The sequence below is a fragment of the Rubrivivax rivuli genome (assembly GCF_004016505.1).
GTDB classification, from domain to species: Bacteria; Pseudomonadota; Gammaproteobacteria; order Burkholderiales; family Burkholderiaceae_C; genus Rubrivivax; species Rubrivivax rivuli.
Genome location: NZ_SACR01000003.1, coordinates 824,389 through 850,426, shown reverse-complemented (window position 1 = coordinate 850,426; position 26,038 = coordinate 824,389). Strand labels below are relative to the sequence as shown.

24 protein-coding genes are annotated in these 26,038 nt (G+C 70.5%); 8 read left to right on the top strand and 16 right to left on the bottom strand.

The annotated features are described in order from the left end of the window. Positions 1-59 (top strand): flagellar hook-basal body complex protein FliE (locus tag EOE66_RS22480; protein WP_205702692.1); only part of this gene is annotated, 59 nt, incomplete at its 5' end. Positions 60-148: 89 nt separating this feature from the next. On the opposite strand, the gene EOE66_RS12390 is transcribed toward EOE66_RS22480, so the two are convergent. From EOE66_RS12390 to EOE66_RS12365, 6 genes are all read right to left on the bottom strand, one after another. Continuing rightward, the gene (locus tag EOE66_RS12390) at positions 149-916 is read right to left on the bottom strand and encodes a flagellar brake protein (RefSeq protein ID WP_128228958.1); all 768 of its coding nucleotides are present in this window, start codon (positions 914-916) and stop codon (positions 149-151) included. Between the two features lie 28 nt (positions 917-944). Continuing rightward, positions 945-1,277 (bottom strand): flagellar protein FliT, encoded by a 333-nt coding sequence (locus EOE66_RS12385; RefSeq protein ID WP_128228957.1) that lies wholly within the window; start codon positions 1,275-1,277, stop codon positions 945-947. Between the two features lie 23 nt (positions 1,278-1,300). After that, a complete protein-coding gene (fliS, locus tag EOE66_RS12380; RefSeq protein ID WP_128228956.1) occupies positions 1,301-1,729 on the bottom strand; it encodes a flagellar export chaperone FliS in 429 nt (142 codons plus the stop codon). A 228-nt stretch (positions 1,730-1,957) separates the two neighbouring features. Further along, positions 1,958-3,394 (bottom strand): flagellar filament capping protein FliD, encoded by a 1,437-nt coding sequence (gene fliD, locus EOE66_RS12375; RefSeq protein ID WP_128228955.1) that lies wholly within the window; start codon positions 3,392-3,394, stop codon positions 1,958-1,960. 178 nt (positions 3,395-3,572) lie between these two features. Beyond that, entirely contained in the window at positions 3,573-4,400 is an 828-nt protein-coding gene (locus EOE66_RS12370; protein WP_128228954.1) for a flagellin N-terminal helical domain-containing protein, read from the bottom strand. A 235-nt stretch (positions 4,401-4,635) separates the two neighbouring features. Then, on the bottom strand, positions 4,636-5,460 hold the full coding sequence (locus EOE66_RS12365; protein ID WP_128228953.1) for a flagellin N-terminal helical domain-containing protein: 825 nt from the start codon (positions 5,458-5,460) through the stop codon (positions 4,636-4,638). 396 nt (positions 5,461-5,856) lie between these two features. Here EOE66_RS12365 and EOE66_RS12360 point away from each other — a divergent pair, with 396 nt between their 5' ends. Continuing rightward, positions 5,857-6,822 (top strand): threonine/serine dehydratase, encoded by a 966-nt coding sequence (locus EOE66_RS12360; RefSeq protein WP_128228952.1) that lies wholly within the window; start codon positions 5,857-5,859, stop codon positions 6,820-6,822. After that, positions 6,819-8,117, top strand: a complete 1,299-nt coding sequence (gene egtB, locus EOE66_RS12355) for an ergothioneine biosynthesis protein EgtB (protein ID WP_128228951.1) — start codon at positions 6,819-6,821, stop codon at positions 8,115-8,117. The genes EOE66_RS12360 and egtB overlap by 4 nt, the downstream gene beginning before the upstream one ends. A gap of 10 nt (positions 8,118-8,127) precedes the next feature. Here the strand turns inward: egtB and EOE66_RS12350 are convergent, their stop codons facing one another. The 3 genes from EOE66_RS12350 to EOE66_RS12340 form a co-directional block, all read right to left on the bottom strand. Continuing rightward, positions 8,128-9,171: a glycosyltransferase gene (locus EOE66_RS12350; protein WP_164885081.1), complete on the bottom strand. Its 1,044-nt coding sequence runs from the start codon at positions 9,169-9,171 to the stop codon at positions 8,128-8,130. 104 nt (positions 9,172-9,275) lie between these two features. Next, the gene (locus EOE66_RS12345) at positions 9,276-10,328 is read right to left on the bottom strand and encodes a glycosyltransferase (protein ID WP_128228949.1); all 1,053 of its coding nucleotides are present in this window, start codon (positions 10,326-10,328) and stop codon (positions 9,276-9,278) included. Then, on the bottom strand, positions 10,325-11,296 hold the full coding sequence (locus tag EOE66_RS12340; protein WP_128228948.1) for an alpha/beta fold hydrolase: 972 nt from the start codon (positions 11,294-11,296) through the stop codon (positions 10,325-10,327). Before EOE66_RS12340 ends, EOE66_RS12345 begins: the two co-directional genes overlap by 4 nt. Before the next feature lie 76 nt (positions 11,297-11,372). On the opposite strand from EOE66_RS12340, the gene dnaE reads away from it, so the two are divergent. The 3 genes from dnaE (at position 11,373) to EOE66_RS12325 (ending at position 16,759) form a co-directional block, all read left to right on the top strand. Beyond that, positions 11,373-14,921, top strand: coding sequence for a DNA polymerase III subunit alpha (dnaE, locus tag EOE66_RS12335; RefSeq protein WP_128228947.1), 3,549 nt, complete (start codon positions 11,373-11,375; stop codon positions 14,919-14,921). Positions 14,922-15,002: 81 nt separating this feature from the next. Then, positions 15,003-15,458, top strand: coding sequence for a hypothetical protein (locus EOE66_RS12330; protein WP_128228946.1), 456 nt, complete (start codon positions 15,003-15,005; stop codon positions 15,456-15,458). A gap of 53 nt (positions 15,459-15,511) precedes the next feature. Then, positions 15,512-16,759 (top strand): patatin-like phospholipase family protein, encoded by a 1,248-nt coding sequence (locus EOE66_RS12325; protein ID WP_128228945.1) that lies wholly within the window; start codon positions 15,512-15,514, stop codon positions 16,757-16,759. Positions 16,760-16,823: 64 nt separating this feature from the next. Here EOE66_RS12325 and EOE66_RS12320 read toward each other — a convergent pair whose 3' ends face one another. Next, the gene (locus EOE66_RS12320; protein ID WP_128228944.1) at positions 16,824-17,183 is read right to left on the bottom strand and encodes a ComEA family DNA-binding protein; all 360 of its coding nucleotides are present in this window, start codon (positions 17,181-17,183) and stop codon (positions 16,824-16,826) included. 216 nt (positions 17,184-17,399) lie between these two features. Then, a complete protein-coding gene (locus tag EOE66_RS12315) occupies positions 17,400-18,383 on the bottom strand; it encodes a glycosyltransferase family 9 protein (RefSeq protein ID WP_164885080.1) in 984 nt (327 codons plus the stop codon). 41 nt (positions 18,384-18,424) lie between these two features. On the opposite strand from EOE66_RS12315, the gene EOE66_RS12310 reads away from it, so the two are divergent. Together EOE66_RS12310 and waaC are read left to right on the top strand one after the other, a co-directional pair. After that, positions 18,425-19,099 carry a DUF4254 domain-containing protein gene (locus EOE66_RS12310; RefSeq protein WP_128228942.1) on the top strand — a complete coding sequence of 225 codons (675 nt, stop codon included), beginning with the start codon at positions 18,425-18,427 and terminating at the stop codon, positions 19,097-19,099. Between the two features lie 36 nt (positions 19,100-19,135). Further along, complete coding sequence (waaC, locus tag EOE66_RS12305) at positions 19,136-20,083, top strand: lipopolysaccharide heptosyltransferase I (protein ID WP_128228941.1); 948 nt, start codon at positions 19,136-19,138, stop codon at positions 20,081-20,083. A 29-nt stretch (positions 20,084-20,112) separates the two neighbouring features. Here the strand turns inward: waaC and lapB are convergent, their stop codons facing one another. The 5 genes from lapB to EOE66_RS12280 form a co-directional block, all read right to left on the bottom strand. Beyond that, the gene (gene lapB, locus EOE66_RS12300; RefSeq protein WP_128228940.1) at positions 20,113-21,264 is read right to left on the bottom strand and encodes a lipopolysaccharide assembly protein LapB; all 1,152 of its coding nucleotides are present in this window, start codon (positions 21,262-21,264) and stop codon (positions 20,113-20,115) included. 7 nt (positions 21,265-21,271) lie between these two features. Further along, entirely contained in the window at positions 21,272-21,586 is a 315-nt protein-coding gene (locus EOE66_RS12295; protein ID WP_128228939.1) for a LapA family protein, read from the bottom strand. A 32-nt stretch (positions 21,587-21,618) separates the two neighbouring features. Further along, a complete protein-coding gene (locus EOE66_RS12290) occupies positions 21,619-21,936 on the bottom strand; it encodes an integration host factor subunit beta (protein WP_128228938.1) in 318 nt (105 codons plus the stop codon). A gap of 150 nt (positions 21,937-22,086) precedes the next feature. Next, on the bottom strand, positions 22,087-23,769 hold the full coding sequence (gene rpsA / locus EOE66_RS12285; RefSeq protein WP_128229028.1) for a 30S ribosomal protein S1: 1,683 nt from the start codon (positions 23,767-23,769) through the stop codon (positions 22,087-22,089). Positions 23,770-23,940: 171 nt separating this feature from the next. After that, complete coding sequence (locus EOE66_RS12280) at positions 23,941-26,007, bottom strand: bifunctional 3-phosphoshikimate 1-carboxyvinyltransferase/cytidylate kinase (RefSeq protein ID WP_128228937.1); 2,067 nt, start codon at positions 26,005-26,007, stop codon at positions 23,941-23,943. Positions 26,008-26,038: the final 31 nt, after the last annotated feature.

The following is a 26,038-nucleotide window of genomic DNA, read 5'->3' as shown; positions in this document are numbered from 1 at the left end:
TGCAGGTGCGCAACCGGCTGGCACAGGCCTACAGCGACATCATGAACATGCAGGTGTGAACCTGCAGGGGCATGAGCGTCGCTGCCGGGTGAGGCACGACATCATGAACATGCAGGTGTGAACCTGCCGGTTCAGGCCACTGCCGAGCTCAGCCCAGCGTGAGCAGGTGCCGCCGGCGCTGGCTGCGGTCGATCCAGCGCTGCAGCACGCGTTCTGCCGGCCCCGACAGGTGCTGCCATTCGCAGCCGATGCGCACGCCGGGCTCGGCAGAGGCGAGGCTGCCTCCACTGACGTGCTGGAGTCGCACGGCCGACTCGAACTCGGTGTCCGGGTCCAGCTCCACGTGCATGCGGTTGATCAGCGTGCCGGCCTGCAGCGGCGGCACGTCGCCCGGCAACCACAGCGCGCAGCCGCCGATGCTGACGTCCAGCACCCGCAGCGCCAGCGGCATCTCGGGCAGGGCCGGGTGGCGAAAGGTGGCCACCGGGCCTTGCCGTTCGCGCGGGCGCACGCGGTAGGCGCTGCGCCGCTGGAAGCGGTAGATGTCCTGCGGCATCGCGCATTGCAGCGCGCTGCTCTGCGCGCCGCGCACCAGCGTCAGGCCGTGCAGGTCGAACTGCAGCTTCACGCTGTCGAGGTAGGCCACGGCCACCGCCTCGTCCACGTCCACCAGCGCAGGCAGCTGGGGCGCACGCGCGTCGACGCTGAAGTTCAGGCGGTCCTGCGCTTCGTCCACGGCCCAGAGCGAGACGCTGAGCGCCGTGCCTTCTGGCGCGCTCAGCACCACCGGCACCTGGCGGTCGCGCAGCGCGCGCAGCAGCGACAGGCGGTCTGCCGGCGAGGCCACGCGGAAGGGACCCCAGGGGTCGCTGTCGCCCTTGCTGTCGAGTTCGGCCGGACGCGTGTCCTGGAACATGGGTCGCTCTCGGGTGGGCCGCTGCAGCTCAGTGCAGGCTGGTCTTGCGGCGGCCGGCCAGCGTGTCGTCGAGGTCCTGCAGCCAGGGCTCGGCCAGGTGGCGGATCTCGGCGTCGTTGACCAGGATGCGCTGCATGATGCGCGACTTGGCCTTGGCCACTTCCAGCGCCTGCGCCTGGGCGCGGGCCTCGGGGCCTTGGCGTTCAGGGGCCTGCGCAGCGTTCTTCAGGCGGCTGATGAGCAGCACGCAGGCGCCTTCGAGTTTGACCACCTCGTCCCAGTTGCCGGCGCGGGCAGCGGCCAGCATGTCGACGCTGGCGCTTTCGATGGCTTCGTAGTAGCTGAGCAATTGCGGGTCCATGGTTGTCCTGTGGTTCGTGTCGCTCAGCGTGCTTGGTCTTGCTGGCCGATGGCCACCCAGGCCTCGTGCAGCGGCTGCATCAGGCGCTTGCACTCGGCCAGCATCTCGCTGTCGTTGCGCGCATTGGCCAGCGTCAGGCGCTTGACGATGTAGGCATAGAGCTCCGCCAGGTCCTGCGCCAGCGCGCCACCGGCCTTCATGTTCAGGTGGGCGCGCAGGCCCTCGTCGACGATGCGGATGGCGCGCGTGATGGCGCGGCATTTGCGGTCCACGTCGCGGGCGATGATGGCGCCCTGCGCGTCGGCCACCGATGACTCGAAGCCTTCGAAGAGCAGGCTCACCAGGCGGTGCGCGTCGGCGCCTGCGACCTGGATTTCCATGCCGGTGGCCTGGTAGCCGGCCGCGCCATGGTGGCCGGGCCGGCGCGGGGTGAACATCGTGGCTGCGTACATGCGGGTGCTCTGCATAGGAACAGGATGCACTTTTTATCGGTGTGCCACCGCCTGACTTGAGCGCATGAACGGCGGGTGTTTGCCCCGATGCAGCGCCCTTGGGCCTGGTGGCCTTGCGCGCTGCCGCACGAGAGCGCCCATGTGAAAGCAGGCCCGGCGGGCGGCGTGCCCGGGGCCTGCTGCTGGTGTGAACGCTTGCGAAGGCGCGGGGCTGCCCGCCCTGCGCACTCAGCGGTTGTTGTTGGTGTTGTTCAACAGCGCCATCTGCTGCGTGACGTAGTTCGACAGGCCGCTCAACTGGCCCATGCGCGTGTCCAGCGCCGTGTACTGGTTCAGCAGGCGCTTTTCCGTGCGCGCCACGCGGTCTTCCAGGCGCTCCTGCGCCTGCTCGTTGTTCTTCACGCGCGCCTGCAGGCTCTGCGTGCGGCTTTCGATGGTGCCTTCGCTGTCCAGCGAGAGTTTCAGCCAGCCCTCGAAGCGCTTGGCGAAGCCTTCGTTGGCGGGCGTGGTGGCGTCGACGTTGGCAAACAGCTTCTTGAGCTCGGCACCCTGGGTGAGCGCGGCGTCGAGCTTGGTGGCGTTGGTCTTGATCAGGCCGTCGGTGTCGAGGTCCAGGCCCACGTCGGCCAGGCGGGCAAAGACGGTGCTGTTGCCGCCGTTGCCGTTGAACAGCCCACGCAGCTGGCTCAGCATGGCCGTGCCCGAGCGGTCGCCCTGCAGCGGACCGGCCTGCTTGGTGGCGGGGTCGTAGCGGGTCTGTTCACGCAGCAGCTTGATGCTTTCGTTGTAGGCCTTGACGAAGTCGTCCACCGACTTCTTCAACGCCTCGGTGTCGGGCTCCACCCGCACTTCGGCGTCGGTGCCCGGCTTGCGCAGCGTGAGGCTCAGGCCTTCGACGGCGTCGTTGAGTGTGTTGCTGGCCGATTCGATCTGCACGCCGTTGAGCGTGACCAGCGCGTTCTGTGGTGGCTGGGGCCGGCCCAGGTTGGTGACGTTGGCGCTGGGGTCGAAGGCCAGGGCTGACAGGCCGCTGGCGTTGGTGTCGTTGCCGTCGTCGTCCAGCGCGGTGATGCGGAAGCTGTTCTCCAGCCCGGTCTGCGCTGAGCGCATCACCAGGCGCGAGCCCGAGACATCGGTGACCACGCTGGCCACCACGCCGGCACCGGCGTTGTTGATCTTGTCGCGGATCGCGGTGAGCGAGTTCTGACCCGGCTCGACGGTGATGTCGACCGCGTTGGCGCCACTCTTGGGCACGGGCGGCACGGCGTCGAAGTTGCCGAGCTCGATGCGCAGGATGCCCGAGCCCAGCGTCTGGCTGGCACTGCTGAAGCTGTTGGTGGACAGGGTCTGCGCGACTGCCAGGCGGGTGACGCTGATGCTGTAGCTGCCGGCCTGGGCGCTGCCGGTGGCGGTGGCGCTGACGTTGGCGCTGTCGGAGCTGGTGGCCTTGGCGGCGCCCCAGGTGTCGTTCTGGGTCAGCTTCTGCGAAGCGTCGCGCAGGGTCGACAGCGCGCTCTGCACGCGCCCGAAGGCGGAGAGCTGGGTCTGGAGCCGGCCGGCCTCGGTCTGCAGTTGGCGGATCGGGGCACGTTCGATGGTGAGCAGCTGCGAGACGATGTTCTTGACATCGAGACCGCTGCCGATTCCGGCGGATGAGATGGCCATGGTGGAATCTCCCGAAGGTAAAGTCTGTGCGTAGACCCTCTACGCCTGGGCGCAATGCCGGGTCTTCAACGCAGTTTTCGACACGCGCGACGAGGACTTGAGGACTTTTTTTCCTCGCCTGTGCACAGGGCGGCCGAGACTTGCGGGAGAGCGGGGCGCGCCATGCGCGCGCGGCGGGTCAGCCCTGCAGCAGCTTGAGCACCTGCTGGGGCAGCTGGTTGGCCTGGGCCACCATCGCCGTGCCGGCCTGCTGCAGGATCTGGGCGCGCGACATGTTCGCGGTTTCCGTCGCGTAGTCGGCATCCATGATGCGGCCGCGCGCGGCCGCCTGGTTCTCGGTGGCCACCTGCAGGGTCTCGATCACCGCCTCGAAGCGGTTCTGCGTGGCACCGTACTGCGCGCGCTCGCTGTTGACCAGGGTCAGCGCGGCGTCGATGTTCTGCATCGCCGTGGTCGAGTTGGCCGCGGTCAGCAGGTCGCCGGTGGGCAGCGTGGTGATGGCGCCGTTGGTGGCCAGGTCGGCGGTGGTGATCGTGATCTGGTCGGTGGAGTTGGCACCCACCTGGAAGGCCTGCGGGCCCGAATCGGTACCCAGGATGGCCAAACCGTTGAAGCGGGTGTTGGCCAGCGTGCGGGTGATTTCGTCGGCGAGCTGGCCGTATTCGGCGTCGAGGTTGGCCCGGTCATCGGCGCCGTTCGTGGCGTTGGCGGCCTGCACCGCCAGTTCACGCATGCGCTGCAGCATGTCGCCGACCTTGCCGATGGCGCCTTCGGCCGTCTGCGCCAGCGAGATGCCGTCGTTGGCGTTGCGGATCGCCACCGTCATGCCGCGCACTTGCGTCTGCATGCGGTCGGCGATGGCCAGGCCGGCGGCGTCGTCCTTGGCGCTGTTGACACGCAGACCCGAGGACAGCCGTTGCATCGAGGTCGCCAGCGATCCGCCGGACATCGACAGATTGCGCTGGGCATTCAGCGACACCAGGTTTGTGTTGATCGTTTGTGCCACGTCGGTTTCTCCGTGCGAGGTCTGAACTGTCTCCGGTGCAAAGGAACCGGCTCCCGCAGGCCGGAGAGTTCTGTGCCTGCTGGAGTTATTTTCGGCAGGCTGCAAGCAGAGGATCGCCCGAACAAAGGGCCGAAAACCTGCCAATCAGAAACGAAGAAGGAGCCCTCGGGCTCCGTGTGCAGATGGAAAAACAGGGCCCGTGGGCCCTGTCTCGAGAGGTGGCTGGCGCCTGGGCTCAGCGGATGAGGGCCAGCACGTTCTGCGGCAGCTGGTTGGCCTGGGCCACCATCGCCGTGCCGGCCTGCTGCAGGATCTGGCTGCGCGAGAGGTTGGCGGTTTCCGTCGCGAAGTCGGCGTCCATGATGCGGCCGCGCGCGGCCGCTTCGTTCTCGGTGGACACCTGCAGCGTGGAGATGATCGCGTCGAAGCGGTTCTGCACGGCACCGTACATCGCACGCTCTTCGTTGACCGCGCCCAGCGCGGTGTCCAGCTGGCCCAGCGCCGTGGTCGCGTTGGCGGCCGAGGTGATGTTGCCGCCAGTGGCGCCGGTGATGTCGGCGTCGCCGGCCAGGTTGTTCGTCGTCACGGTCACCGTGTCGGTGGCGTTGGCGCCCACCTGGAACACCTGGGCACCGGCGTCGCCGCCGAGGATGGCCAGGCCGTTGAAGCGCGTGTTGCTCAGCGTACGGCCGATTTCGGCGCCCAGTTGCTGGTACTCGGCGTCGAGGTTGGCGCGGTCGGAAGTGCCGTTGGTGGCGTTGGCCGATTGCACGGCCAGTTCACGCATGCGCTGCAGCATGTCGCCCACCTTGCCGATGGCGCCTTCAGCCGTCTGCGACAGCGAGATGGCGTCGTTCGAGTTGCGGATGGCGACCGTGTTGCCACGCACTTGCGCGTTCATGCGCTCGGCGATGGCCAGGCCTGCGGCGTCGTCCTTGGCGCTGTTGACACGCAGGCCCGATGACAGCCGTTGCATCGAGGTCGACAGGGAAGACTGGCTCATGCCCAGGTTGCGCTGGGCGTTGAGGGAAACGGCGTTGGTATTGATCGAGAGGGCCATGGAAAACTCCAAAGTTGATGACCACAGGCATATGCCTGGCAGGCTTCCGCAGTTCGGACAACGTTCTTCACGGTGCCTGCCTGCAACTCCATCGGCGCACCCCCCGCAGGAGGTTTGCCGCCGGAACTCGCCCGGGCCTTGCCGCGCCAGGAATCCACCGCATTCCCGAGGGAAAACGAAAGGCTCCCGGTCCGTCTTGGTCCGGACCCCGCGTTGCGAAATGGCAGCGCGTTGGGTGTCTTTTCGTCCGGCCTCTGAAAACCTTTAGAGCCCTGCAATGCAGTTTCTTCCGCGCCATGCTCGGCGAATAAACCTCGAGCAGGGGCCCATATCGGCCGTTGGGCGCCGGGCTGTAGGGCTGTCTTCCCGCGGGTGGGCTGCCGTTACAGTGTGTCGATGAGCCTGCCTTCGAACACCCACGCTGGCGTGAGCCCGGCCGACATCCAGGCTGCCGCGCAGCGCATCGCAGGCGATGTGCGCCGCACGCCTTTGCTGCGCCTGCCTGCCGCCAGCCTGGGCCTGCCCGGGGCCGAGCTGTGGCTCAAGCTCGAGCACCTGCAACGCGGCGGCAGCTTCAAGGCGCGCGGCATGTTCAACCGCATGCGCGCGCTGCCCATCCCGGCCGCGGGCGTGGTGGTGGCCTCCGGCGGCAACGCGGGCATTGCCGTGGCCACCGCGGCACGCGCGCTGGGCGTGCGCTGCGAGGTCTTTGTGCCCGAGATCAGCCCGCCGGCCAAGCGCGCCGCGCTGGCGGCCCTGGGCGCCACGGTCTTCGTGCAGGGTGCGGCCTATGCCGAGGCGCTGGCCGCCTGCCAGGCGCGCCAGGCCGAGACCGGTGCCTTGCCCATGCACGCCTACGACCAGCCCGAGGTGGTGGCCGGCGCCGGCACGCTGGCCGCGGAGATCGAGGCCGAGGCCGGACTGCCCGACCGCGTGCTGGTGAGCGTGGGCGGTGGCGGCTTGATCGGCGGCATCGCCGCCTGGTGCGCCGGCCGTTGCCGCGTGGAGGCGCTGGAGCCCGAGGGCTCGCCCACGTTGCATGCCGCGCGTGCGGCCGGGCAGCCCGTGGACGTGGCGGTGGGCGGGCTGGCGGCCGATGCCCTGGGCGCCCGCCGCATCGGCGATGTCGCCTGGCCGCTCACGCAGCGCTTCGTGGTCGCCAGCCACCTGGTGCCCGATGCCGCCATCCGGCAGGCGCAGCAGCGCCTGTGGCTGGAACTGCGCCTGGCGGTGGAGCCCGCCGCGGCGCTGGGCCTGGGCGCACTGATGGCTGGCGTGGTGCAGCCTGCTGCGCACGAGCGCGTGGCGCTGGTGCTCTGCGGCGCCAACTTCGACCCCGCGGGTCTCGGGGCGGTGCGATGAGCCCGCAGGCGGCGCTGGCCCGGCGCTGCGCGGCCATCCGCGCGCAGACCGAGGCGCTGGCCGCTGGCCTGAGCGAGGCCGACTGCCAGGCCCAGAGCATGGCCGACGCCAGCCCGGTGAAGTGGCACCTGGCGCACGTGACCTGGTTCTTCGAGACCTTCGTGCTCGAGGCGCACGAGCCTGGTTTCCGGCCTCACCACCCGGCCTACCGCGTGCTGTTCAACAGTTATTACCAGGGTGTGGGTGAACGGCACCCGCGGCCGCAGCGCGGCCTCGTCACGCGGCCCTCGCTGGCTGAAGTGCTGGCGTGGCGGCAGGCCGTGGACGCACGGATGCAGACCCTGCTGGCGCGGGAGGGGCTGCCGCCGGCTTGTCTCGAGCGGGTGGAACTCGGCCTGCAGCACGAGCAGCAGCACCAGGAACTGCTGCTCACCGACGTGCTGCATCTCTTCTCGTGCAACCCGCTGTTGCCGGCCTATGCGGAAGCCGAAACGCCGGCCCCTCGCGCTGCCAGGCCCGAGCCCGTGCGCTGGGTGGCCCAGACCGGCGGCCTGGTGGACATCGGCCATGCCGGCGAGGGCTTCGCCTTCGACAACGAAGGGCCGCGGCACCGCGTCTATCTCGAGCCGCACGCGCTGGCGCACCGGCTGGTGAACAACGAAGACTGGCTGGGTTTCATCGGGGACGGCGGCTACCGCGATGCGCGTTGGTGGCTCTCGGCTGGCTGGGACTGGGTGCAGGGCCAGGGTGTGCAGGCACCGCTGCACTGGCGCCGCGCCGACAGTGCGGCGGCGGGCTGGCAACAGTTCACGCTGCGCGGCCTGCAGCCGCTGCACCCGGCGGCGCCGGTGGTGCATGTCACCTTCTACGAGGCCGAGGCCTACGCCCGCTGGGCGGCGGCGCAATGCGGCCTGCCGCTGCGCCTGCCGACCGAGGCCGAGTGGGAGGCCGCGGCGGCGCCGCTGGCCGCGGCAGCCGTGGCTGCGGGTAGCTTCATCGAAGGCGGGGCCCTGCAGCCGCAGGTCGTGGTGCCCGGCGATGGAGGCCCGGCCTTGCAGCAACTCTTCGGCGAGGTCTGGCAGTGGACACGCAGCGCCTACCTGCCTTACCCCGGCTACCGGGCCTGGGCGGGGGCGGTGGGTGAGTACAACGGCAAGTTCATGCTCGACCAGACGGTGCTGCGCGGCGGTTCCTGCGCCACGCCGCGCGGGCACATCCGCGCCAGCTACCGCAACTTCTTCCCGGCTGCCGCGCGCTGGCAGTTCACCGGGCTGCGCCTGGCCTGCGAAGGCTGAAGCGCCGCAGTCAGCGCGCCGCCGGGACCGGGGCCGAGGCCTGGGCGCGGCGCTGGTACAGCGCAGCCAGGCTCAGGGCGGCGTGTTCGCCGGTCTGCTCGAGTTGCAGGCCATGACCGACATCGCGGGCTTCTGCACCCGGCGCCTGGCGTGAGAGCTGCAGCGCCTGCTGCCAGGCGTCTTCGGCCATGGGAAGCACGGCGGCGGCCGCAGCGGGCTGGTCTTCGGCCCAGTTCCAGAACACGTTGCCCACGGTCAGCATGAAGTAGGCCGAACTGGCGTAGCGCTGCAGCTCGGCTTCCAGCAACTCGGCGGCCACGCCCCATTCACCCAGGGCCTGCAGCGCCACGAGCATGCGGCGCACGAGGTCACCGCGGTAGCTGGCGCGCGGGCCCACGCGCTGCAGGGCCTGCGCGTAGGCGCCGGCGGCTTCGGTGTGGGCGCCGCGCAGCGCCAGCTCGCCGCCCAGCTGGTAGAGCAGGTAGGGGTCGTGCGGCTGTTCGGCCAGCGCCAGGTGCAGCAGGCGTTCGTTGCGGTCGGCCTTGGCCTGCTTCTGCGCGCTGGCATAGCCATCGTGCAGCAGGCGCAGGCCGCTGGGGGCGGCCGGCAGGGCGGTGTCGGGCTGTTCGTGGATGCGGCCCTGGTAGCGCACATGGCCGGGCAGCAGGCGGGCCACGGCGGCGGTGGCGACGCCTTCGCCTTGCGGGCCATCGAAGGTGTTGCGGATGTCCACCAGGCCCAGGCGGTGCGGCGGCGTAGTGCGCCAGGCGGCCAGGGCCTCGGCGCCGCTGTCCAGCCACTCGTCGGCGTCCACCACCAGGTGCCAGTCGGCCCCGGCCGCGCGCAGCGCGGCGTTGCGCGCGGCGGCGAAGTCATCGCACCATTCGAAGGGCCGCACCTCGGCGCCGGCGGCGCGGGCCAGGGCCGCCGTCTCGTCGGTGGATCCGGTGTCCAGCACCAGCATGCGGTCGACATGGCCGGCGAAGCTGCGCAGGCAGCGGGTGATGCAACGGGCTTCGTTGCGCGCGATGACGACCAGGGCCAAGGTGTTCATCGCCTGCATGCTGAGGCCGTCGGCACGGGCCCAAGCCGCGAGCAAGGGGGGCTTGACCGCCCTGTTCGGCGCTTCGGCCGAGACGCGGCCCCGGGGCCGCCCGCTCAGGCCGGGGGCGGATGGGCGCGCCGCAGGGCCGCCGCTTCTTCTGCGCGGCCCAGCCCTTCGCAGATGACGGCCAGGTTGTGGGCCGCCAGGTGGCTGCCTCGGCCCTGCACGCTGCCGGTCTGCTCGGGGTGTTCACCCAGCTCCAGGCAGCGCCGCCAGGCGGCCTCGGCCATTTCCAGCAGCGCCAGGCCGTCGGCGGGCTGCGAGGCCGCCCAGTCGAGCATCAGGTCGCCCAGGGCGAAGAAGAAGTCGGGCGAGTCTTCATGCGCCTGCAGCCGCGCTTCGGCCCAGGCCCAGCCTTCGGCGTGGCGTGCGCAGCACTTCAGCGCATAGAGCAGCCGCGCGGCCAGCTCGTGGCGCCAGGGCGCATCGGGTGGCTGCAGGGCGGCTGCGCGCAGCAAGGCCGCGGCGGCTTCCGCATGTTCGTCGTAGACGGCGTGTTCCTTGCCGAGCTGGTAGCTGTAGTAGGCGTCGTCGGGCCGGGCGGCCAGCTCGGCCTGCAGCAGGGCGAGGTTGCGGCCTCGCTTGGCGGCCAGGCGATCGTTGGCATAACCATCGTGGCCCACCAGGCAGGCCAGGCGCCGCATCGGCAGCGCATGCTGCGGCTGCTCGTGCACACGGCCGGTGTAGCGCACGGGGCCGGGCAGCACGCGGCTGATCCAGGTGTGGACCACGCCGGCAGCGCCCTCGGCATCGGCGCGCTGCACCGTGCCCACCGCGTCGGGCGGTGTCTGGCGCAGGGCCGCCAGCGCGGGGCCCCCTTCGATCAGCCACTCGTCGGCGTCCAGCACGACGTGCCAGTCGGCCGCTGCGGCGTCCAGCGCGGCGTTGCGCGCGGCGGCGAAGTCGTCGCACCACACGAAGTGGCGCACCTCGGCGCCGCAGCGCTGCGCCACGGCCACCGTGTCGTCGGTGCTGCCGGTGTCGAGCACCAGCATGCGGTCGACCCAGGGCGCCACACTCTCCAGCAGCCGCGGCAGGCGCTGGGCCTCGTCGCGCGCGATGACCACCAGGGCCGTGCGCAAGCCGGCGCGCGGGGTGCCGCTCATGGCGGCAGGCCCAGGAAGGCCTTCACCGGCGCCACGCTGCGCGCCGGGTCTTCTTCCTGCGGCACATGGCCCAGGCCGTCCAGCAGCACCAGCCGGCTGCCGGCGATGCGGCGAGCAAAGTCCTGCCCCACGCTGGGCGGCACCAGGCGGTCGCGCGAGCCCCACAGCAGCAGCGTGGGGGCCTTGATGGTGTTGATGCGCTCTTCGTGCTCGCCGTTGACCATCTGCCGCACGCGCAGGCCCAAGGCGCGGCGGTTGCCTTCGCGCAGGGCCAGGTCGTAGTGCCGGTCGATCAGGGCGTCGGTCACGCGGCTGGGGTCGCCGTAGACGCTGTGCAGGCCCTCGGCCACGAGGCCCTTGGACAGCGCGAACTCGCCCAGCCGCCCCAGCACCGGCACGCGCGCCAGCCGGAAGCCCAGCGGCACGGCCTCCGGTGTGAAACGCGGGCCCACGGCGTCCACCAGCACGAGGCCGGCCACGCGTTGCGGCGCCATCACGGCGGTGCGCCAGGCCACCTCGCCGCCGAGCGAGTTGCCGGCGATGACCACCTGCTGCACCTTCAGGGCATCGAGCAGCTCCAGCACGAAGCGGGCATAGACATCGCCGTGGTAGTTGTCGCGCTCGTGCGCCCCTTCGAAGGGCCCGGTGAGGCCGAAGCCCGGCAGGTCGAAGCTGATGACGCGCCGCTGGCCCTTGAGCGCCTTGACCCAGCCTTCCCAGGTGTGCAGGCTGGACGCGGTGCCGTGGATCAGCAGCAGTGGCGGCGGCGTGCCCGCGCTGCCGTCATGGCGCGGGCCTTCGTCGCGGAAGTGGACGGTCTGGCCCCGGATGTCGATGAAGTCGGAGGGGGCGGGCGCCCAGCGCCCCACCAGCGCCGAGGCCGGCACGTCGGGCGTGCGCAGGAGGGCCAGCGCGATGGCGCTGAAGATCAAGAGCAGGCCCACGGCCCGCTGCACCCACATCGCCATCGTCCGGCCGTTCCCTGCTGTTTTGCTGCTGAAAGTGCGGCGCATTCTAGGCAGGGGGGCTCTCTAGAATGCCTGGATGAGCTTCGTCCACCTGCGCACCCACACCGAATACTCCGTCGTCGACGGCACCCTGCGCATCGGCGACGCCGCCGCCGCGGCGCGCCAGGACGGCCAGCCCGCGCTGGCCATCACCGACCTCAGCAACCTCTTCGGCGCCGTCAAGTTCTACAGCGCCTGCCGGGGCAAGGGCGTGCAGCCGCTCATCGGCGCCGACGTGATGCTGGAGCCGCAGGCCGCGCTGACGGGCGGCGAGAAACAGGCCAGCCGCCTGCTGCTGCTGGTGCAGAACAAGCAGGGTTACCTGAACCTGAGCGAGCTGCTGGCGCGCGCCTGGGTGGGCAACGTGCAGCGCAACCAGGCCTGGCTGAAGTGGGAGTGGTTCGAGACCCTGGGCGAGGGCCTGATCGCGCTGAGCGGCGCCGACCTGGGCGCGGTGGGCATGGCGCTGCTGGCGGGCGACACCGAGCGCGCGGCGATGGTGGCGAACAAGCTGGCCGCACTTTTCCCGGGCCGCTTCTACCTGGAGGTGCAGCGCGCCGGCCTGCCCACCAACGAGACCCATGTGCGCGCCGCCGCGCCGCTGGCCGCGCAGCTGCAGCTGCCGCTGGTGGCCACGCACCCCATCCAGTTCCTGACGGCCGACGACTTCGACGCCCACGAGGCCCGCGTGTGCATCGCCGAGGGCGAGACCCTGGCCAACCCGCGCCGCATCAAGCGCTTCACGCGCGAGCAGCACTTCAAGACCGCCGCCGAGATGCAGGCACTTTTCGCCGACCTGCCCTCGGCGCTGGAAAACACGCTGGAGATCGCGCGGCGCTGCCACCTCACGCTGGTGCTGGGCAAGCCGCAGCTGCCGAACTTCCCGACACCGCTGCAGGCCGATGGCACGCCCATGCCCATCGACGCCTACTTCCGCCAGCTCTCGCACGAGGGGCTGGAGAAGCGGCTGCTGGCGCTGTTTCCCGACGAGGCCCGGCGCAACGCCGAGCGCCCGCGCTACGTGGAGCGGCTCGAGTTCGAGCTGGCCACCATCATCAAGATGGGCTTCCCGGGCTACTTCCTCATCGTCTCGGACTTCATCGTCTGGGCCAAGGCCAACGGCTGCCCGGTGGGGCCGGGGCGCGGCTCGGGCGCGGGCTCGCTGGTGGCCTATGCGCTCTTCATCACCGACCTCGACCCGCTCTACTACAAGCTGCTCTTCGAGCGCTTCCTGAACCCCGAGCGCGTGTCGATGCCCGACTTCGACATCGACTTCTGCCAGGGCAACCGCGACCGCGTCATCGAGTACGTGAAGGACAAGTACGGCCGCGAAGCCGTGAGCCAGATCGCCACCTTCGGCACCATGGCCAGCAAGGCTGCGCTGCGCGACGTGGGGCGTGTGCTGGGCATGGGCTACGGCCACGTGGACAGCGTAGCCAAGCTGGTGCCCGGCCTGCCCGGCAAGACCTACACGCTGGCGCCCGTGCCGGCCGACCCGAAGGACAAGGACGGCGGGGTCATCTATGTGCGCGAAGAGGTGCCCGAGCTCGAGCAGCGCGAGCAGGCCGAGGAAGAGGTGGCCGAACTGCTGAGCCTGGCCATCCGCGTGGAAGGCCTGGTGCGCAACGTCGGCATGCACGCCGGCGGCGTGCTGATCGCGCCGGGCAAGATCACCGACTTCTGCCCGCTCTACCAGCAGCCGGGCAGCGACAGCGCGGTCAGCCAGTACGACAAGGACGACGTCGAGGCCATCGGCCTGGTGAAGTTCGACTTCCTGGGCCTGGCCACGCTCACCATCCTGGAACTGGCCAAGACCTACATCCGAGCGCGCCGCCCGGGCCGCGAGAACTTCGACTACGACACGCTGCCGCTGAACGACGCGCGCGTCTACAAGCTCTTCAGCGACGGCCTGACCGAAGCCGTGTTCCAGTTTGAAAGCCGCGGCATGCAGGGCATGCTGCGCGAGGCCAAGCCCACGCGGCTGGAAGACCTGATCGCACTGAACGCCATGTTCCGGCCCGGGCCGATGGAGAACATTCCCAGCTTCTGCGCGCGCAAGAACGGCAAGGAAGACATCGTCTACCCGCACCCGCTGCTGGCGCCGGTGCTGGACGAGACCTACGGCATCTTCGTCTACCAGGAACAGGTGATGCAGGCCGCGCAGGTGCTGGGCGGCTACAGCCTGGGCGGCGCCGACCTGCTGCGCCGCGCGATGGGCAAGAAGAAGGCCGAGGAGATGGCCAAGCACCGCGGCATCTTCCGCGAGGGCGCGGCCAAGCTGAACATCAGCCCCGAGAAGGCCGACGAGGTCTTCGACCTGATGGAGAAGTTCGCAGGCTACGGCTTCAACAAGAGCCACGCCGCGGCCTATTCGCTGCTGGCCTACCACACGGCCTGGATCAAGGTGCACTGCACGGCGGAGTTCTATGCCGCCAACATGACGATCGAAGCCGACAACACCGACAAGCTGAAGGTGTTGTTGGCCGACGCCAAGCTCTTCGGCATCAGCTTCCAGCCGCCCGACGTGAACCGAGGCACCGCACGTTTCGAGCCGGTGGACGACAAGACCATCCGCTACGGTCTGGCTGCGGTGAAGGGCACGGGGCAGGGCGCCATCGAGGCCATCGTGGCCGCGCGCGAGGGCCTGGGGGCGCACGCCGGTGCCGGCGGTGGGCCCTTCCACAGCATTTTCGATTTCTGCGCCCGCGTCGACCGCAAGGCGGTGAACAAGCGCGCGGTGGAAGCGCTGGTGAAGGCCGGTGCCTTCGACAGCCTGCACCCCGACCGCGCCAGCACCCTGGCCAGCGTGGGCCTGGCCTTCGAGTGGGCCGACACGCAGGAGGCCAACGCCTTGCAGGGCGGCCTCTTCGACTTCGGCGACAGCCACGGCAGCAGCACGCAGGAGCCCGCCCTGGTGGCGGTGCCCGCCTGGGACGTGCGCGAGCGCCTGGTGCAGGAGAAGACGGCCATCGGCTTCTACCTCTCGGGCCACCTCTTCGACGCCTGGAAGGACGAGGTGCGCCGCTTCGCGCGCCGCCCCATCGCCGAGCTGGTGGACAGCCGCGAGCCGCAGCTGCTGGCCGGCATCGTGACGGACCCGCGCAGCGTCAACGGCATGCGCGGCAAGGTGGTGATCTTCAAGCTCGACGACGGCACCGAGGCCGTGGAAGCCGTGGCGCAGGACGAGATCTTCGCCGAGCGCCGCGATCTGATGACGGAAGACACGCTGCTGCTGGTGCAGGGCAAGGTGCAGCCCGACCGTTTCGGCGGCGGCCTGCGCCTGAACGTGACGCAGGTGTGGGACCTGGCCGCGGCGCGGGCGCGTTTCGGCCGCTACCTCTCGGTGCAGCTGGGCGCCGGCGCCGCGCCGCCGGTGGCCGACGTGCTGCGCCTGTGGCCAGCCAAGCGCAGCGAAGACGAGCACGGAGAGCTGGTGCAGGGGCTGCCCATCCGCCTGCAGCTGCAGCGCGCGGGGGCCAGCGCCGAGATCGACCTGGGCGACGACGCGCGTTTCTGGCCCTGCGACGAGGCCCTGGGCCGCTGGCGCAGCCTGGCCCAGGGGCAGGCCACGGTTGTGTACGAATGAAACGCCCGTCGGCAGGGCAGGAAGCGCGGCCGTTGCTGGGGTACACACTCAGCAGCCTGTGCTGAACCCTGGAGCCCGACCATGAAGTCTCTGTCTGCCACGCTGGCCATCCTGGCCGCGCTGATCACTGCAACTGCGGCACAGGGCGCCGACGTCGACGTCGGCGTGTCCATCGCCATCAGCCAGCCGGGCGTCTACGGCCGCATCGACATCGGCCGCTTCCCGCAGCCGCAGGTCATCGTGGCCCAGCCCATCATCGTGCAGCGGCCGGTGCAGGACGTGCGTGTGCAGCCGGTCTACCTGTGGGTGCCGCCCGGCCACCGCAAGGACTGGAAGAAGCACTGCCGCGACTACAACGCCTGCGGCGTGCCGGTCTACTTCGTGCGCCACGACTGGTACGACCAGCAGGTGCGCCGCGGCGGGCGCGACCGTGACGACGACGACCACCGCGGCCACAGCAAGGGCAAGGGCCAGGGGCAAGACAAGCACCACGACAAGGGCGATCGCGGCCACGGCAAGGGCAAGGACCGCGACTGACGGCGGCCCGCTCGCGTGCCTGCCCCGCCCGGGGCTGGCGCTAGAGTCGGGGCATGCATGAAACGCCCCTGACCGCCCTGGTGTTGAGCGGCGGTGGTGCGCGCGCCGCCTACCAGGTGGGCGTGCTGAAGGCGCTGGCCCGCATGCGCCGGCAGGCCCTGGGCCCGCTGGCGCGCCAGAACAACCCCTTCGGCGTGATCTGCGGCACCTCGGCCGGGGCGATCAATGCCGCGGCGCTGGCCTGCCAGGCCGACCGTTTCGAGGCCGCGGTGGATGTGGTGGCCAAGGTCTGGCAGAACTTCCACGCCGATCAGGTCTACCGCGCCGACTCGCTGGGCGTCATCCGCACCGGCGCGCAGTGGCTGACGATGGTGTCCGTGGGCTGGGTGATCGCGCGCTGGCGGCGCGCGCGGCCCAAGTCGCTGCTGGACAACAGCCCCTTGGCTCAACTGATGCAGCGCCTGGTGCCGCTGGAACGCCTGCCCTTGATGCTGGCCCAGGGCCACCTGCAGGCGCTGGCGGTCACGGCCAGCAGCTACAGCACTGGCGAGCACTACACCTTCTACGAGACCGCGCGCCCCGTCGCCCCCTGGCAGCGTTCGCAGCGCCAGGCCGTGCCGGGGCGCCTGACGCAGGCGCACCTGCTGGCTTCATCGGCCATTCCCTTTGTCTTCCCGGCCACGCGCATCGACAGCGCGCAGGAAGGCGGCTGGTTCGGTGACGGTTCGATGCGCCAGACCGCGCCGCTCTCACCGGCCGTGCACCTGGGGGCTCAGCGCCTGTTCATCGTGGGCGTGGGGCGCATGCAAGAGCCGGTGGGGCGGCACGTGGAGGCCGGCGGCTACCCGACGCTGGCGCAGATTGCCGGCCACGCGATGTCGAGCATCTTCCTCGACGCGCTCGCGGTGGACGTGGAGCGCATGAAGCGCATCAACCGCACGCTGGCGCTGCTGCCCGAATCGGCCCTGGCCGACACGCCGCTGCGGCCGCTGGAAACCCTGGTGATCTCGCCCACGCAGCGGCTGGACGACATCGCTGCGCGCCACCTGGGGGCGCTGCCGGCGCCAGTGCGCGCCTTGCTGCGGGGGGTGGGCGTGGGCGGGCAGGGCGAGCAGGCGCGGGGCGCGGCGCTGGCGAGCTACCTGCTGTTCGAGGCGCCCTACACCCGGGAACTCATCGCGCTGGGCGAGGCCGACACCGAGGTGCGGCGTGACGAGGTGCTGCGCTTCTTCGGCTGGGACACCCTGGCCGCCGGGCGCCGCCGGGCCCGACCCGGCGAGCCCGATCTGCTGCTGCCCTGAGCCCGCGGGCCGCAGGGGCGGTCGTTCCCGGGGCTGGGGCAGCAGCGTCACGGGCGGGGGCGCTTCACGCGCCGTTCTTGGCGGCGGTGCCGGGGGCCTTGTCGGTCTTCTTGGCCTTGGCTTCCTTCTTCTCTGCGGCAGGCGGCAGGGCCTTGGCGTCGAAGCTGGCGCCGCCCACCGTGAGGCCGGCTTCGCTGAAGCGCGCGGCGTTGCCCGGGCCGATGCCGCCGACACGATCGACGAGGTCGTTCCAGTCCTTGAAGGCGCCGGTCTTGCGGGCGTCGATGATCTTGGCCGACAGGCCCGGGCCGATGCCCTTGACGGTTTCGAGGTCGGCGCGCGTGGCCTGGTTGGCGTCCACGGCCGCGAAGGCGTTCAGGCTGAACAGGGCGACGGCGAGGCTGGCAATGAGGTTGCGGATCATGGTGAAAGCTCCTGGATGAAGAAGTTGCGTTGCGGTCAGAGGCCCGGTGCTGCTGCGTCGGTGCGGGCATCGCTTCGGGCTGGAACGCATTCTTCGCGGCAGGCCTGCGAGCGTCTTTCCCCCGCGGCGGTGGCCGGCGGGGGCCCCCGGGCGGCGGTGCCGCGGGCCTCCCCCAGGCGGGTGCGCCCGGATGCCCGCCCGGTGGGCGGGGCGAACTCAGCGGCCCTGCGCCAGGGCGCGCTCCACGGCAGCCTGCACTTGCCCAGGGCTGGGCCAGGCCACAGCGCCGGCCGCGGCGCCAGGGGCGGCTTGCACCACCTGCACGCCGGGCCCCCAGGGCTGCCACAGGCGCGGGTCGCTCGGGCCCATCACCGAGACCAGCGGCGTGCCCACGGCGGCGGCCATGTGGCCCGGCCCGGTGTCGTTGGAGACCATCAGCGCGGCCTCTTGCAGCAACGCGGCATAGGTGCCGAGCTTCACCCCCGGCAGCACCGTGGCGTTGCCGAACAGCGCCTGGGCCTCGGCCTCTTCCCCCGGGCCCGGGCAAACCACCACGGCGCGGCCGTAGCGCGGCAGCACCTGGGCCGCGAACTCGGGGAAGGCAGGCCAGGTCTTGTCTTCGCCCGACCAGGTGCCGCCCGCGAACGGGCAGATGAAGATGCTGCCCGGGGCCAGGCCGTGCGCGGCACGCAGGGCGCGGGCGGCCTCGGCGTGGGCGGCGCTGATGCGCAGGCCGATCTGCGCCGGTGGTTCGGCGCTGGCCTGCAGCAGGGCATCGCCCAGCTGCCAGTACACGCGCAGCTCGTGAACGCCGCGCTGGCGGGGCACCGCGCGGCCGAGCAGCAGGCTGCGGCCCTCCCAGGCATGGCCCAGCGCTCGCAGGCCGGCGAGGCGGAATTCCAGCGCGCTGGAGAAAGAATCGGGCAGGCACAAGGCGTTGAGGCGGCGGCCGAAGCCGGGGTCGGCGGCCAGGGCTTCGGCCCGCAGGCGGCGCAGCAGGGCGATGCGCTCGCGGGTGCCGGCCGGCAGGCCGTGCACCGGCCAGCCGTGGCCGGCCAGCAGCTCTTTCGCCCATCCCTTGCCCACGAGCTGCAGGGCGTAGCCGGCGTCATCCAGGCGTTGCAGCATCGGCACCGCCAGCGTGACGTCACCGACCCAGTTGCGCAGGCGGACGATCAGCGGGCGGCGCGGCGCAGGCATGGGCGGCACATAATCCGTCGGCATTCTGCCAGCCAACAACAATGAACCTGCCCTCCACCGGCGCCCTGACGCCGCCCGTACTGCCCAGCGCTGCCGAGGTGCTGGCCCTGCATGACCGGCTGCTCGGCACCACCGGCTGGCCCCAGCAGGCCCCGGCCACCGACGGCCTGGGCCTCTGGCATTGGGTGCAGACCAACCACCGCAACAACAGCCTGCTGTGGGCCGAAGAAGACCTGGCGCGGCGCACCACGGTGGCGGCCGAGGCCATCGCCGCCAACAAGCGCGCCATCGACGGCTACAACCAGGCGCGCAACGACGCCACCGAGCGCGTCGACGAGATCCTGCTCGTCGCCCTGGGCTTGGTCGACCCGGCCTCGGCACGCACCGACGCACCGGTCTCCACCGTGCTGCCCAGCGCACGCCTGAACAGCGAAACGGCCGGCAGCATGATCGACCGTCTTTCCATCATGGCGCTGAAGGCCCACGCGATGCGCCAGCAGACCCAGCGCACCGACGTCGACGAAGCCCACCGCGCCGCCAGCACGGTGAAGCTGCAACGCCTGCTGCAGCAGCGTGACGACCTGGCCGCTTGCCTGGACGCCTTGCTGGCCGACGCCGCCGCGGGGCGCGCCTACTTCAAGGTCTACCGCCAGTTCAAGATGTACAACGATCCGCGTTTCAACCCCGAGCTTGTGAAGGAACGGCGCGGTGCCTGAGGCCGCTGTGCCCGCCTTGCGCTGGGAGGGCCGCCCATGCGGCTGCTGATCGTCAAGACCTCGTCAATGGGCGACGTGGTGCATGCCACGCCGGTGCTCAACGATTTGCGACGCCACCATCCGCAGGCCGAGGTCGACTGGCTGGTGGAGGCACCCTTTGCCGCCATCCCGCAGATGCACCCTGGCGTGCGGCGCGTGTTGCCGATGTCCTGGCGCAAGTGGCGCAAGCAACTCGCACAGCCGGCCACCTGGCGCGCGATGGGTGAGCTGCGTGATCAACTGCGGGCCGGCCGCTACGACGGCGTGCTCGACCTGCAGGGCTTGCTGAAGAGTGCCTTGTGGGCGCGACAGGCCGGCGCGCCCGTGCTGGGCTACGACGGCGCCAGTGCCCGCGAGAGCGCTGCGGCCTGGTTCTACAAGCATCGCGTCGCGGTCCCGAAAGACCTGCAGGCGGTGCAGCGCTGTCGGCTGCTGGCCGCGGCGCACCTGGGCTACCGTGTGGAAGGGCCGCCCGATTTCGGTCTGCGCGCGCCCAGCGTCACCTGGCAGCCCCGATCGGCTTATGCGGTGCTCATTCCCAGTGCCAGCCGCCCCGAGAAACTGTGGCCCGAGCGCCATTGGGTGGCCGTGGGCAAGCGCCTGCAAGAGCGGGGCTGGTTGCCGGTGGTGCTGTGGGGCCGTGAGGCCGAGCAGACCCTGGCTGAACGCATTGCAGCCAGCTGCGATGGCGACGTACCCCCCTTCCTGCGGGTCGGCGAGATGGCCGCCGTGCTGGCCGGGGCCGAGGTGGTCGTGGGCCTGGACACCGGCTTCACCCACTTGGCGGCGGCACTGGGCCGCCCGACGCTGGGCATCTATTGCGACCACGATCCCGGTCTGGCCGGCATCACCGGCAACGGCCGCGTGGCCAGCATAGGCGGAAAGGGGCAGGTCCCGGGGCGCGCCGAGGTGCTGGCGCTGATGGCCCGGCAGCTGGACGCCTGAGGCGCCATTGCGCCCGCCGCCCGGGCGGGTCAAAGCGCGTCCAGGCGCTGGGTCGGGTAGCTGTCCCAGGTGAGACAGCCCGGGCACTGCCAGTAGTAGTGCTGGGCCTCGAAGCCGCAGGCGGCGCAGCGGTAACGCTGCAGCGGTGCGGCCCCCCGCTTGACGGCGCTCTGCAGCAGGGGCCAGGCCTCCTCGGTCCACTGGCTGGCCGGTACCGCCAGCAGCCGCTGTGCGCCCGACAAGGTGGGCTGCTGCTGCAGGTGGGCCAACAGGCGTGGCAGGCGGGCCGGATCCGCCGGGTCTTCCAGGGCTTCCAGCGCCTGCACCAGTTCCAGCGCCGGCAGCCGGGCCAGGGCCTGCGTGAGCGCGGCATGCGCCTCGGCACCTTGGCCGGCCGCGAGCGCCGCCCGGGCGTAGTCGGCTGCCACCAGCAGGAAGGAGGCAGGTTGGCTGGCCAGCAGCGCCTGCCAGGTGTCCAGCGCACGCGCCGGCTGCCCGGCCTTCAGCAGGCGATGGCCGGCCAGCAGCACGGGGCGTGCGGCTTGGGGCGAGGCCTCGCGTGCGCGCTGCAAGGCCGCTTCGGCGTCGAAGGGCTGGCCGGCGGCATCGGCAGCTTCGGCAAGCTCGCACTCGTAGTGCGCGATGCGCGAGCCGAAGGCCCCGGTGCCGGCGGCCTCGAGCTGGCGCGCCACCGCCGCAGCGCGCTGCCAGTCGCGGCTGCGCTCGTAGAGCGACAGCAGCGCCAGGCGCGCTTCGCCGTCGAAAGCCGTGCCTTCCAGAGCCTGCCAGGCCGCTTCGGCGCGGTCGAAGAGGCCGGCCTTCATGAAGTCTTGCGCCAGCGCGCGCTGCGCGCGTTCGTGGTCGCCGGCCTTCAGGTCGCTGCGGCCCAGCAAGTGCTGGTGCACGCGCACGGCGCGCTCGAACTCGCCGCGGCGGCGGAAGAGGTTGCCCAGGGCGAAGTGCAGCTCGGTGGTGTCGGGGTCGTACTGCACGGCCTCGATGAAGGCATCGATGGCCTTGTCCTGCTGTTCGTTGAGCAGCAGGTTCAGGCCCTTGAAGTAGGCCCGGGGCGCGTCTTCACGCTCGCGCTTGAGTTGCTTGAGGTCGAAGCGCGAGGCCATCCAGCCGAGCGCAAAGGCCACGGGCAGGCCGATCAGCAGCCATTGCAGGTCGAAATCCATGCGCGGGCTAGAGTCCTTCGCGGGGCGGGTGCTCGGGCCCGAATTCGCTGGGCATCAGGCTGCTGGCTGGGGCGCTGACGGGCTTGGCCGGCTCTGGCGCGTTGCGCTTGGCCACGCGGCGCTGGTGCCACCAGCTGGGCAGCATGGCCATCACGCCGATGGCGCAACCGGCGGCGAAGGCCACCAGCACGACGATGACCATGGGCGTGCGCCATTCCACCCCGAAGAACCAGCGCACCGTGGCCAGTTGCTGGTTGTTCAGCGCGAAGGCGAACAGCGTGAAGAAGAGGAAGGCCCAGAACAGCCTGACGAAGAAGCGCATGCGCCAACGATTCTAGGCGTGGGGCGCGCGGCTCAGTCGTCGAGCCCGCCCTCGCCGGGCGCCGCAGGCGCCTGCTTGTCGACCGCCTCGCGCAGCGCCTTGCCCGGCTTGAAGTGGGGCACCAGTTTTTCGGGGATGACGACCTGCTCGCCGCTGCGCGGGTTGCGGCCCAGGCGCGGCGGGCGGCGGTTGATGCTGAAGCTGCCGAAGCCGCGGATCTCGATGCGGTGGCCGCGGGCCAGGGCATCGCTCATCGCGTCGAGGATGGTCTTCACGGCGAACTCGGTGTCGCGCTGCGTGAGCTGCGAGAAGCGCTCGGCCAGGCGGGTGACGAGATCGGAACGTGTCATGGGGCAGCTGCAGGTGAAGACGGCCCGGCTGGAAGCGGGCCGCCCTGAATGAAGAAGCCCGCGCGCCCGGGGGCGGCGCGGGCCTGTCGAACAGGGGGCTCAGAGTCTGAGGGCCGGCGCTGCACCAGGCAGCACCGGCCCGCCACGGCCTTACTCGCCGCGGTTGTCGAGCTTGGCGCGCAGCAGGGCGCCCAGGCTCGTGGTCCCGGCGTTTTCACGCTCGTTGGTCTGGCTCAGGCGCTGCATGGCTTGCTGCTCGTCAGCGTTGTCCTTGGCCTTGATCGACAGCTGGATGCTGCGCATCTTGCGGTCGACGTTGATGACCATCACGCTGACTTCGTCGCCTTCCTTCAGCACGTTGCGCGCGTCTTCCACGCGGTCACGGCTGATTTCGCTGGCACGCAGGTAGCCGGTGACATCGTCGTTCAGCTGGATCTCGGCGCCGCGCGGGTCGACGCTCTTGACCTTGCCATTGACCACGGCGCCACGGTCGTTGATCGTGGTGAAGCTGGTGAACGGGTCGGTGTCGAGCTGCTTGATGCCCAGGCTGATGCGCTCGCGCTCCACGTCGACGGCCAGCACGATGGCTTCGACTTCCTGGCCCTTCTTGTAGTTGCGCACGGCGGTTTCGCCCGGCTCGTGCCACGACAGGTCGGACAGGTGCACCAGGCCGTCGATGCCAGCGCTCAGGCCGATGAACACGCCGAAGTCGGTGATGCTCTTGACCGGGCCCTTGACGCGGTCACCGCGCTTGACCGTGGTGCTGAACTCTTCCCACGGGTTGGCCTTGCACTGCTTCATGCCCAGGCTGATGCGGCGCTTGTCTTCGTCGATCTCCAGGACCATGACTTCGACTTCTTCGCCGAGCGTCACGACCTTGGCGGGCGCGACGTTCTTGTTGGTCCAGTCCATTTCGGAGACGTGCACCAGGCCTTCGATGCCCGGCTCGATCTCGACGAACGCGCCGTAGTCGGCGATGTTCGTGATCTTGCCGAACAGGCGCGTGCTGTTCGGGTAGCGGCGGCTCACGCCGTGCCACGGGTCGTCGCCCAGCTGCTTCAGGCCCAGGCTGACGCGGTTCTTCTCGGCGTCGAACTTCAGGACCTTGGCGGTGAGTTCCTGGCCGACCGTCACCACTTCGCTCGGGTGACGGACACGGCGCCAGGCCATGTCGGTGATGTGCAGCAGGCCGTCGATGCCACCCAGGTCGACGAAGGCGCCGTACTCGGTGATGTTCTTGACCACGCCGTTGACGATGGCGCCTTCGCTCAGGGTCTCGAGCAGCTTGGCGCGCTCTTCGCCCATGCTCGCTTCCACCACAGCGCGGCGGCTCAGCACCACGTTGTTGCGCTTGCGGTCGAGCTTGATGACCTTGAACTCCATGGTCTTGCCTTCGAACGGCGTCATGTCCTTGACGGGACGCGTGTCGAGCAGGCTGCCAGGCAGGAAGGCGCGGATGCCGTTGACCAGGACGGTCAGACCGCCCTTGACCTTGCCACTGACCGTGCCGGTGACGAATTCGCCGCTTTCCAGCGAGTTCTCCAGGCTCATCCACGAAGCCAGGCGCTTGGCCTTGTCGCGGCTGAGGATGGTGTCGCCGTAGCCGTTCTCGACGGCGTCGATGGCCACCGAGACGAAGTCGCCGACTTGAACTTCCAGCTCGCCCTGGTCGTTCTTGAATTCTTCGATCGCGACGTAGCTCTCGCTCTTGAGGCCGGCGTTCACCACGACGTGGTTGAACTCGATGCGCACGACTTCAGCGGAGATGACCTCGCCGACGCGCATGTCGTTGGACTTGAGCGACTCTTCGAACAGGGCCGCGAATTCGGACATGCCACCCTTGGCGGTGACGGTAGTGGTAACGGACATGAGTTTCCTGAGTACCCGGAGGAGTTGACAGCAGAGCCGGGCGTGCGTGCGGCGGGTGCCGCGGTTGGGGTTGAACACCCCGCACACCCATGGGCCTGACGGCCACTGCGGGAGGTGTGCGGGACCTCTGGCGTACTAGCTGCGGGCCGGGAAGGGCCGGCGGCCTTGCCACCAGCTCAACACCTGTTGCACCGAGTCTTCGACGCTGAGGTCCGAGTTGTCCAGCAAGTACGCGTCTTCGGCGGGCTTCAAGGGGGCCACGGCCCGGTTTTTGTCACGGGCGTCGCGGGCCTCAAGGTCTGCGCGAAGGTCGTCGATGCTAGCCGGAATTCCCTTGGAAATCAACTGCTTATGACGCCTCGTGGCCCGCGTGGCGGCGCTGGCAGTGAGGTAGACCTTCAGCGGGGCGGCGGGGAAGATGACCGTACCCATGTCGCGGCCGTCGGCCACCAGGCCCGGGGCGCGGCGGAAGGCCAGTTGCAGGTCTTGCAGCGCGTGGCGCACGGCTGGCAGCGCCGAGATGCGGCTGGCGCGCAAGCCGGCTTCTTCGGTGCGCAGCTGTTCGCTGACCTCGCGCCCGCGCAGCCAGGCGCGGCTGCCCTCGGGGCCGTGGCCGAAGCGCAGGTCCAGCAGGCCGGCCAGGCGGGCCAGCGCCGGCTCGTCGGTGTCGGCCACGCCGTCCCACTGCGCCGCCAGGCCGGTGGCGCGGTACAGCGCGCCCGAGTCGAGCAGCACGTAACCCAGTGCATCGGCCACGGCCGCCGCCAGCGTGCCCTTGCCCGAGGCTGTGGGGCCGTCGATGCAGATCACGGGGATGTCTTCGTTGCGCGCCGTCACCAGTGCCAGCAGGGCCTCGAAGTAATCAGGGAAGGTCTTGCCGACGCAGCGCGGCTCCAGGATGCGCACCGGGCAGCCGGCATCGGCACGGCCGGTGGGCGCCAGCGGGTTGAAGGCGGCCAGCGACAGGCACATGGCCATGCGGTGGTCGTCGTAGGTGCGGATGCTGGCCGGGCGCCATGCGCCGGGGGCTGGGGGCGTGACCTCGATAAAGTCGGGCCCCTCGACAACAGTGGCGCCGACCTGGCGCAGTTCCGTGGCCATCGCGGCGATGCGGTCGGTCTCCTTCACGCGCCAGCTGGCGATGCCGCGCAGGCGGGTGGTGCCCTCGGCGTAGAGCGCCATCACGGCCAGCGTCATCGCGGCGTCGGGGATGTGTTTGCAATCCAGGTCGATGGCCGCCAGCGGCCAGCGGCCGCGGTGCACCTCCAGCCAGCCCGGGCCGCTTTTGACCTGCGCGCCCATGGCCACCGCGGCATCGACGAAGCGGATGTCGCCCTGGATGCTGTCGCTGCCCACGCCCTCGATGCGCACCGGTGCGCCGCCGTGCGCGGCAATGGCGCCCAAGGCCACGAAGTAAGAGGCCGACGAAGCATCGCCCTCCACGTGCACCGCGCCCGGCGAGCGGTAGGCGCTGCCCTGCGGGATGGTGAAACGCTGCCAGCCCTCTTGCCGCACCGCGATGCCGAAGCGCTGCAGCAAGTTCAGCGTGATGCTGATGTAGGGCTTGCTGATGAGCTCGCCCTCGACTTCGATGGTGATGTCGCGCTGGGCGCTGACTAACGGCAGCGCCAGCAGCAGCGCAGTGAGGAACTGGCTGGACACATCGCCGCGCACGCGGATGGGCTGCTGCGTGGCCAGCTCGCCACCGGCCGTGCCCGACACGCGCAACGGCGGGTAGCCCGGCGTGCCCAGGTCTTCGACGGTGCAGCCCAGCGGGCGCAGCGCGTCGACCAGATCGCCGATGGGCCGCTCGTGCATGCGCGGCACGCCGCGCAGCGTGTAGCGCCCGCCGTGCGTGGCCGCCAGCACCGCGAGGGCTGCCGCCAGCGGACGCATGGCGGTGCCGGCGTTGCCCAGGAAGAGATCGGCCTCCTGCACCGCCAGCCGACCACCCAGGCCGGTGAGGTGCAGCACCCGGTGCCGCCCTTCGCCCTGCCACTGCAGGCCACAGCCCAGCGTGGCCAGCGCGGCCAGCATCACACGCGTGTCGTCACTGTCCAGCAGATCGTGCACGGCCGTGGTGCCGCTGGCCAGGCCGGCCAGCAGCAGCACGCGGTTGCTGATGCTCTTGCTGCCGGGCAGGCGCACGGTGCCGGAGGCGCCGGTCAGCGGCGGAAGGTCGAGGAAGGGAATGTCGTGCATGCGCGCGGGGCGCTGCGCGCCCTTGCCGGGT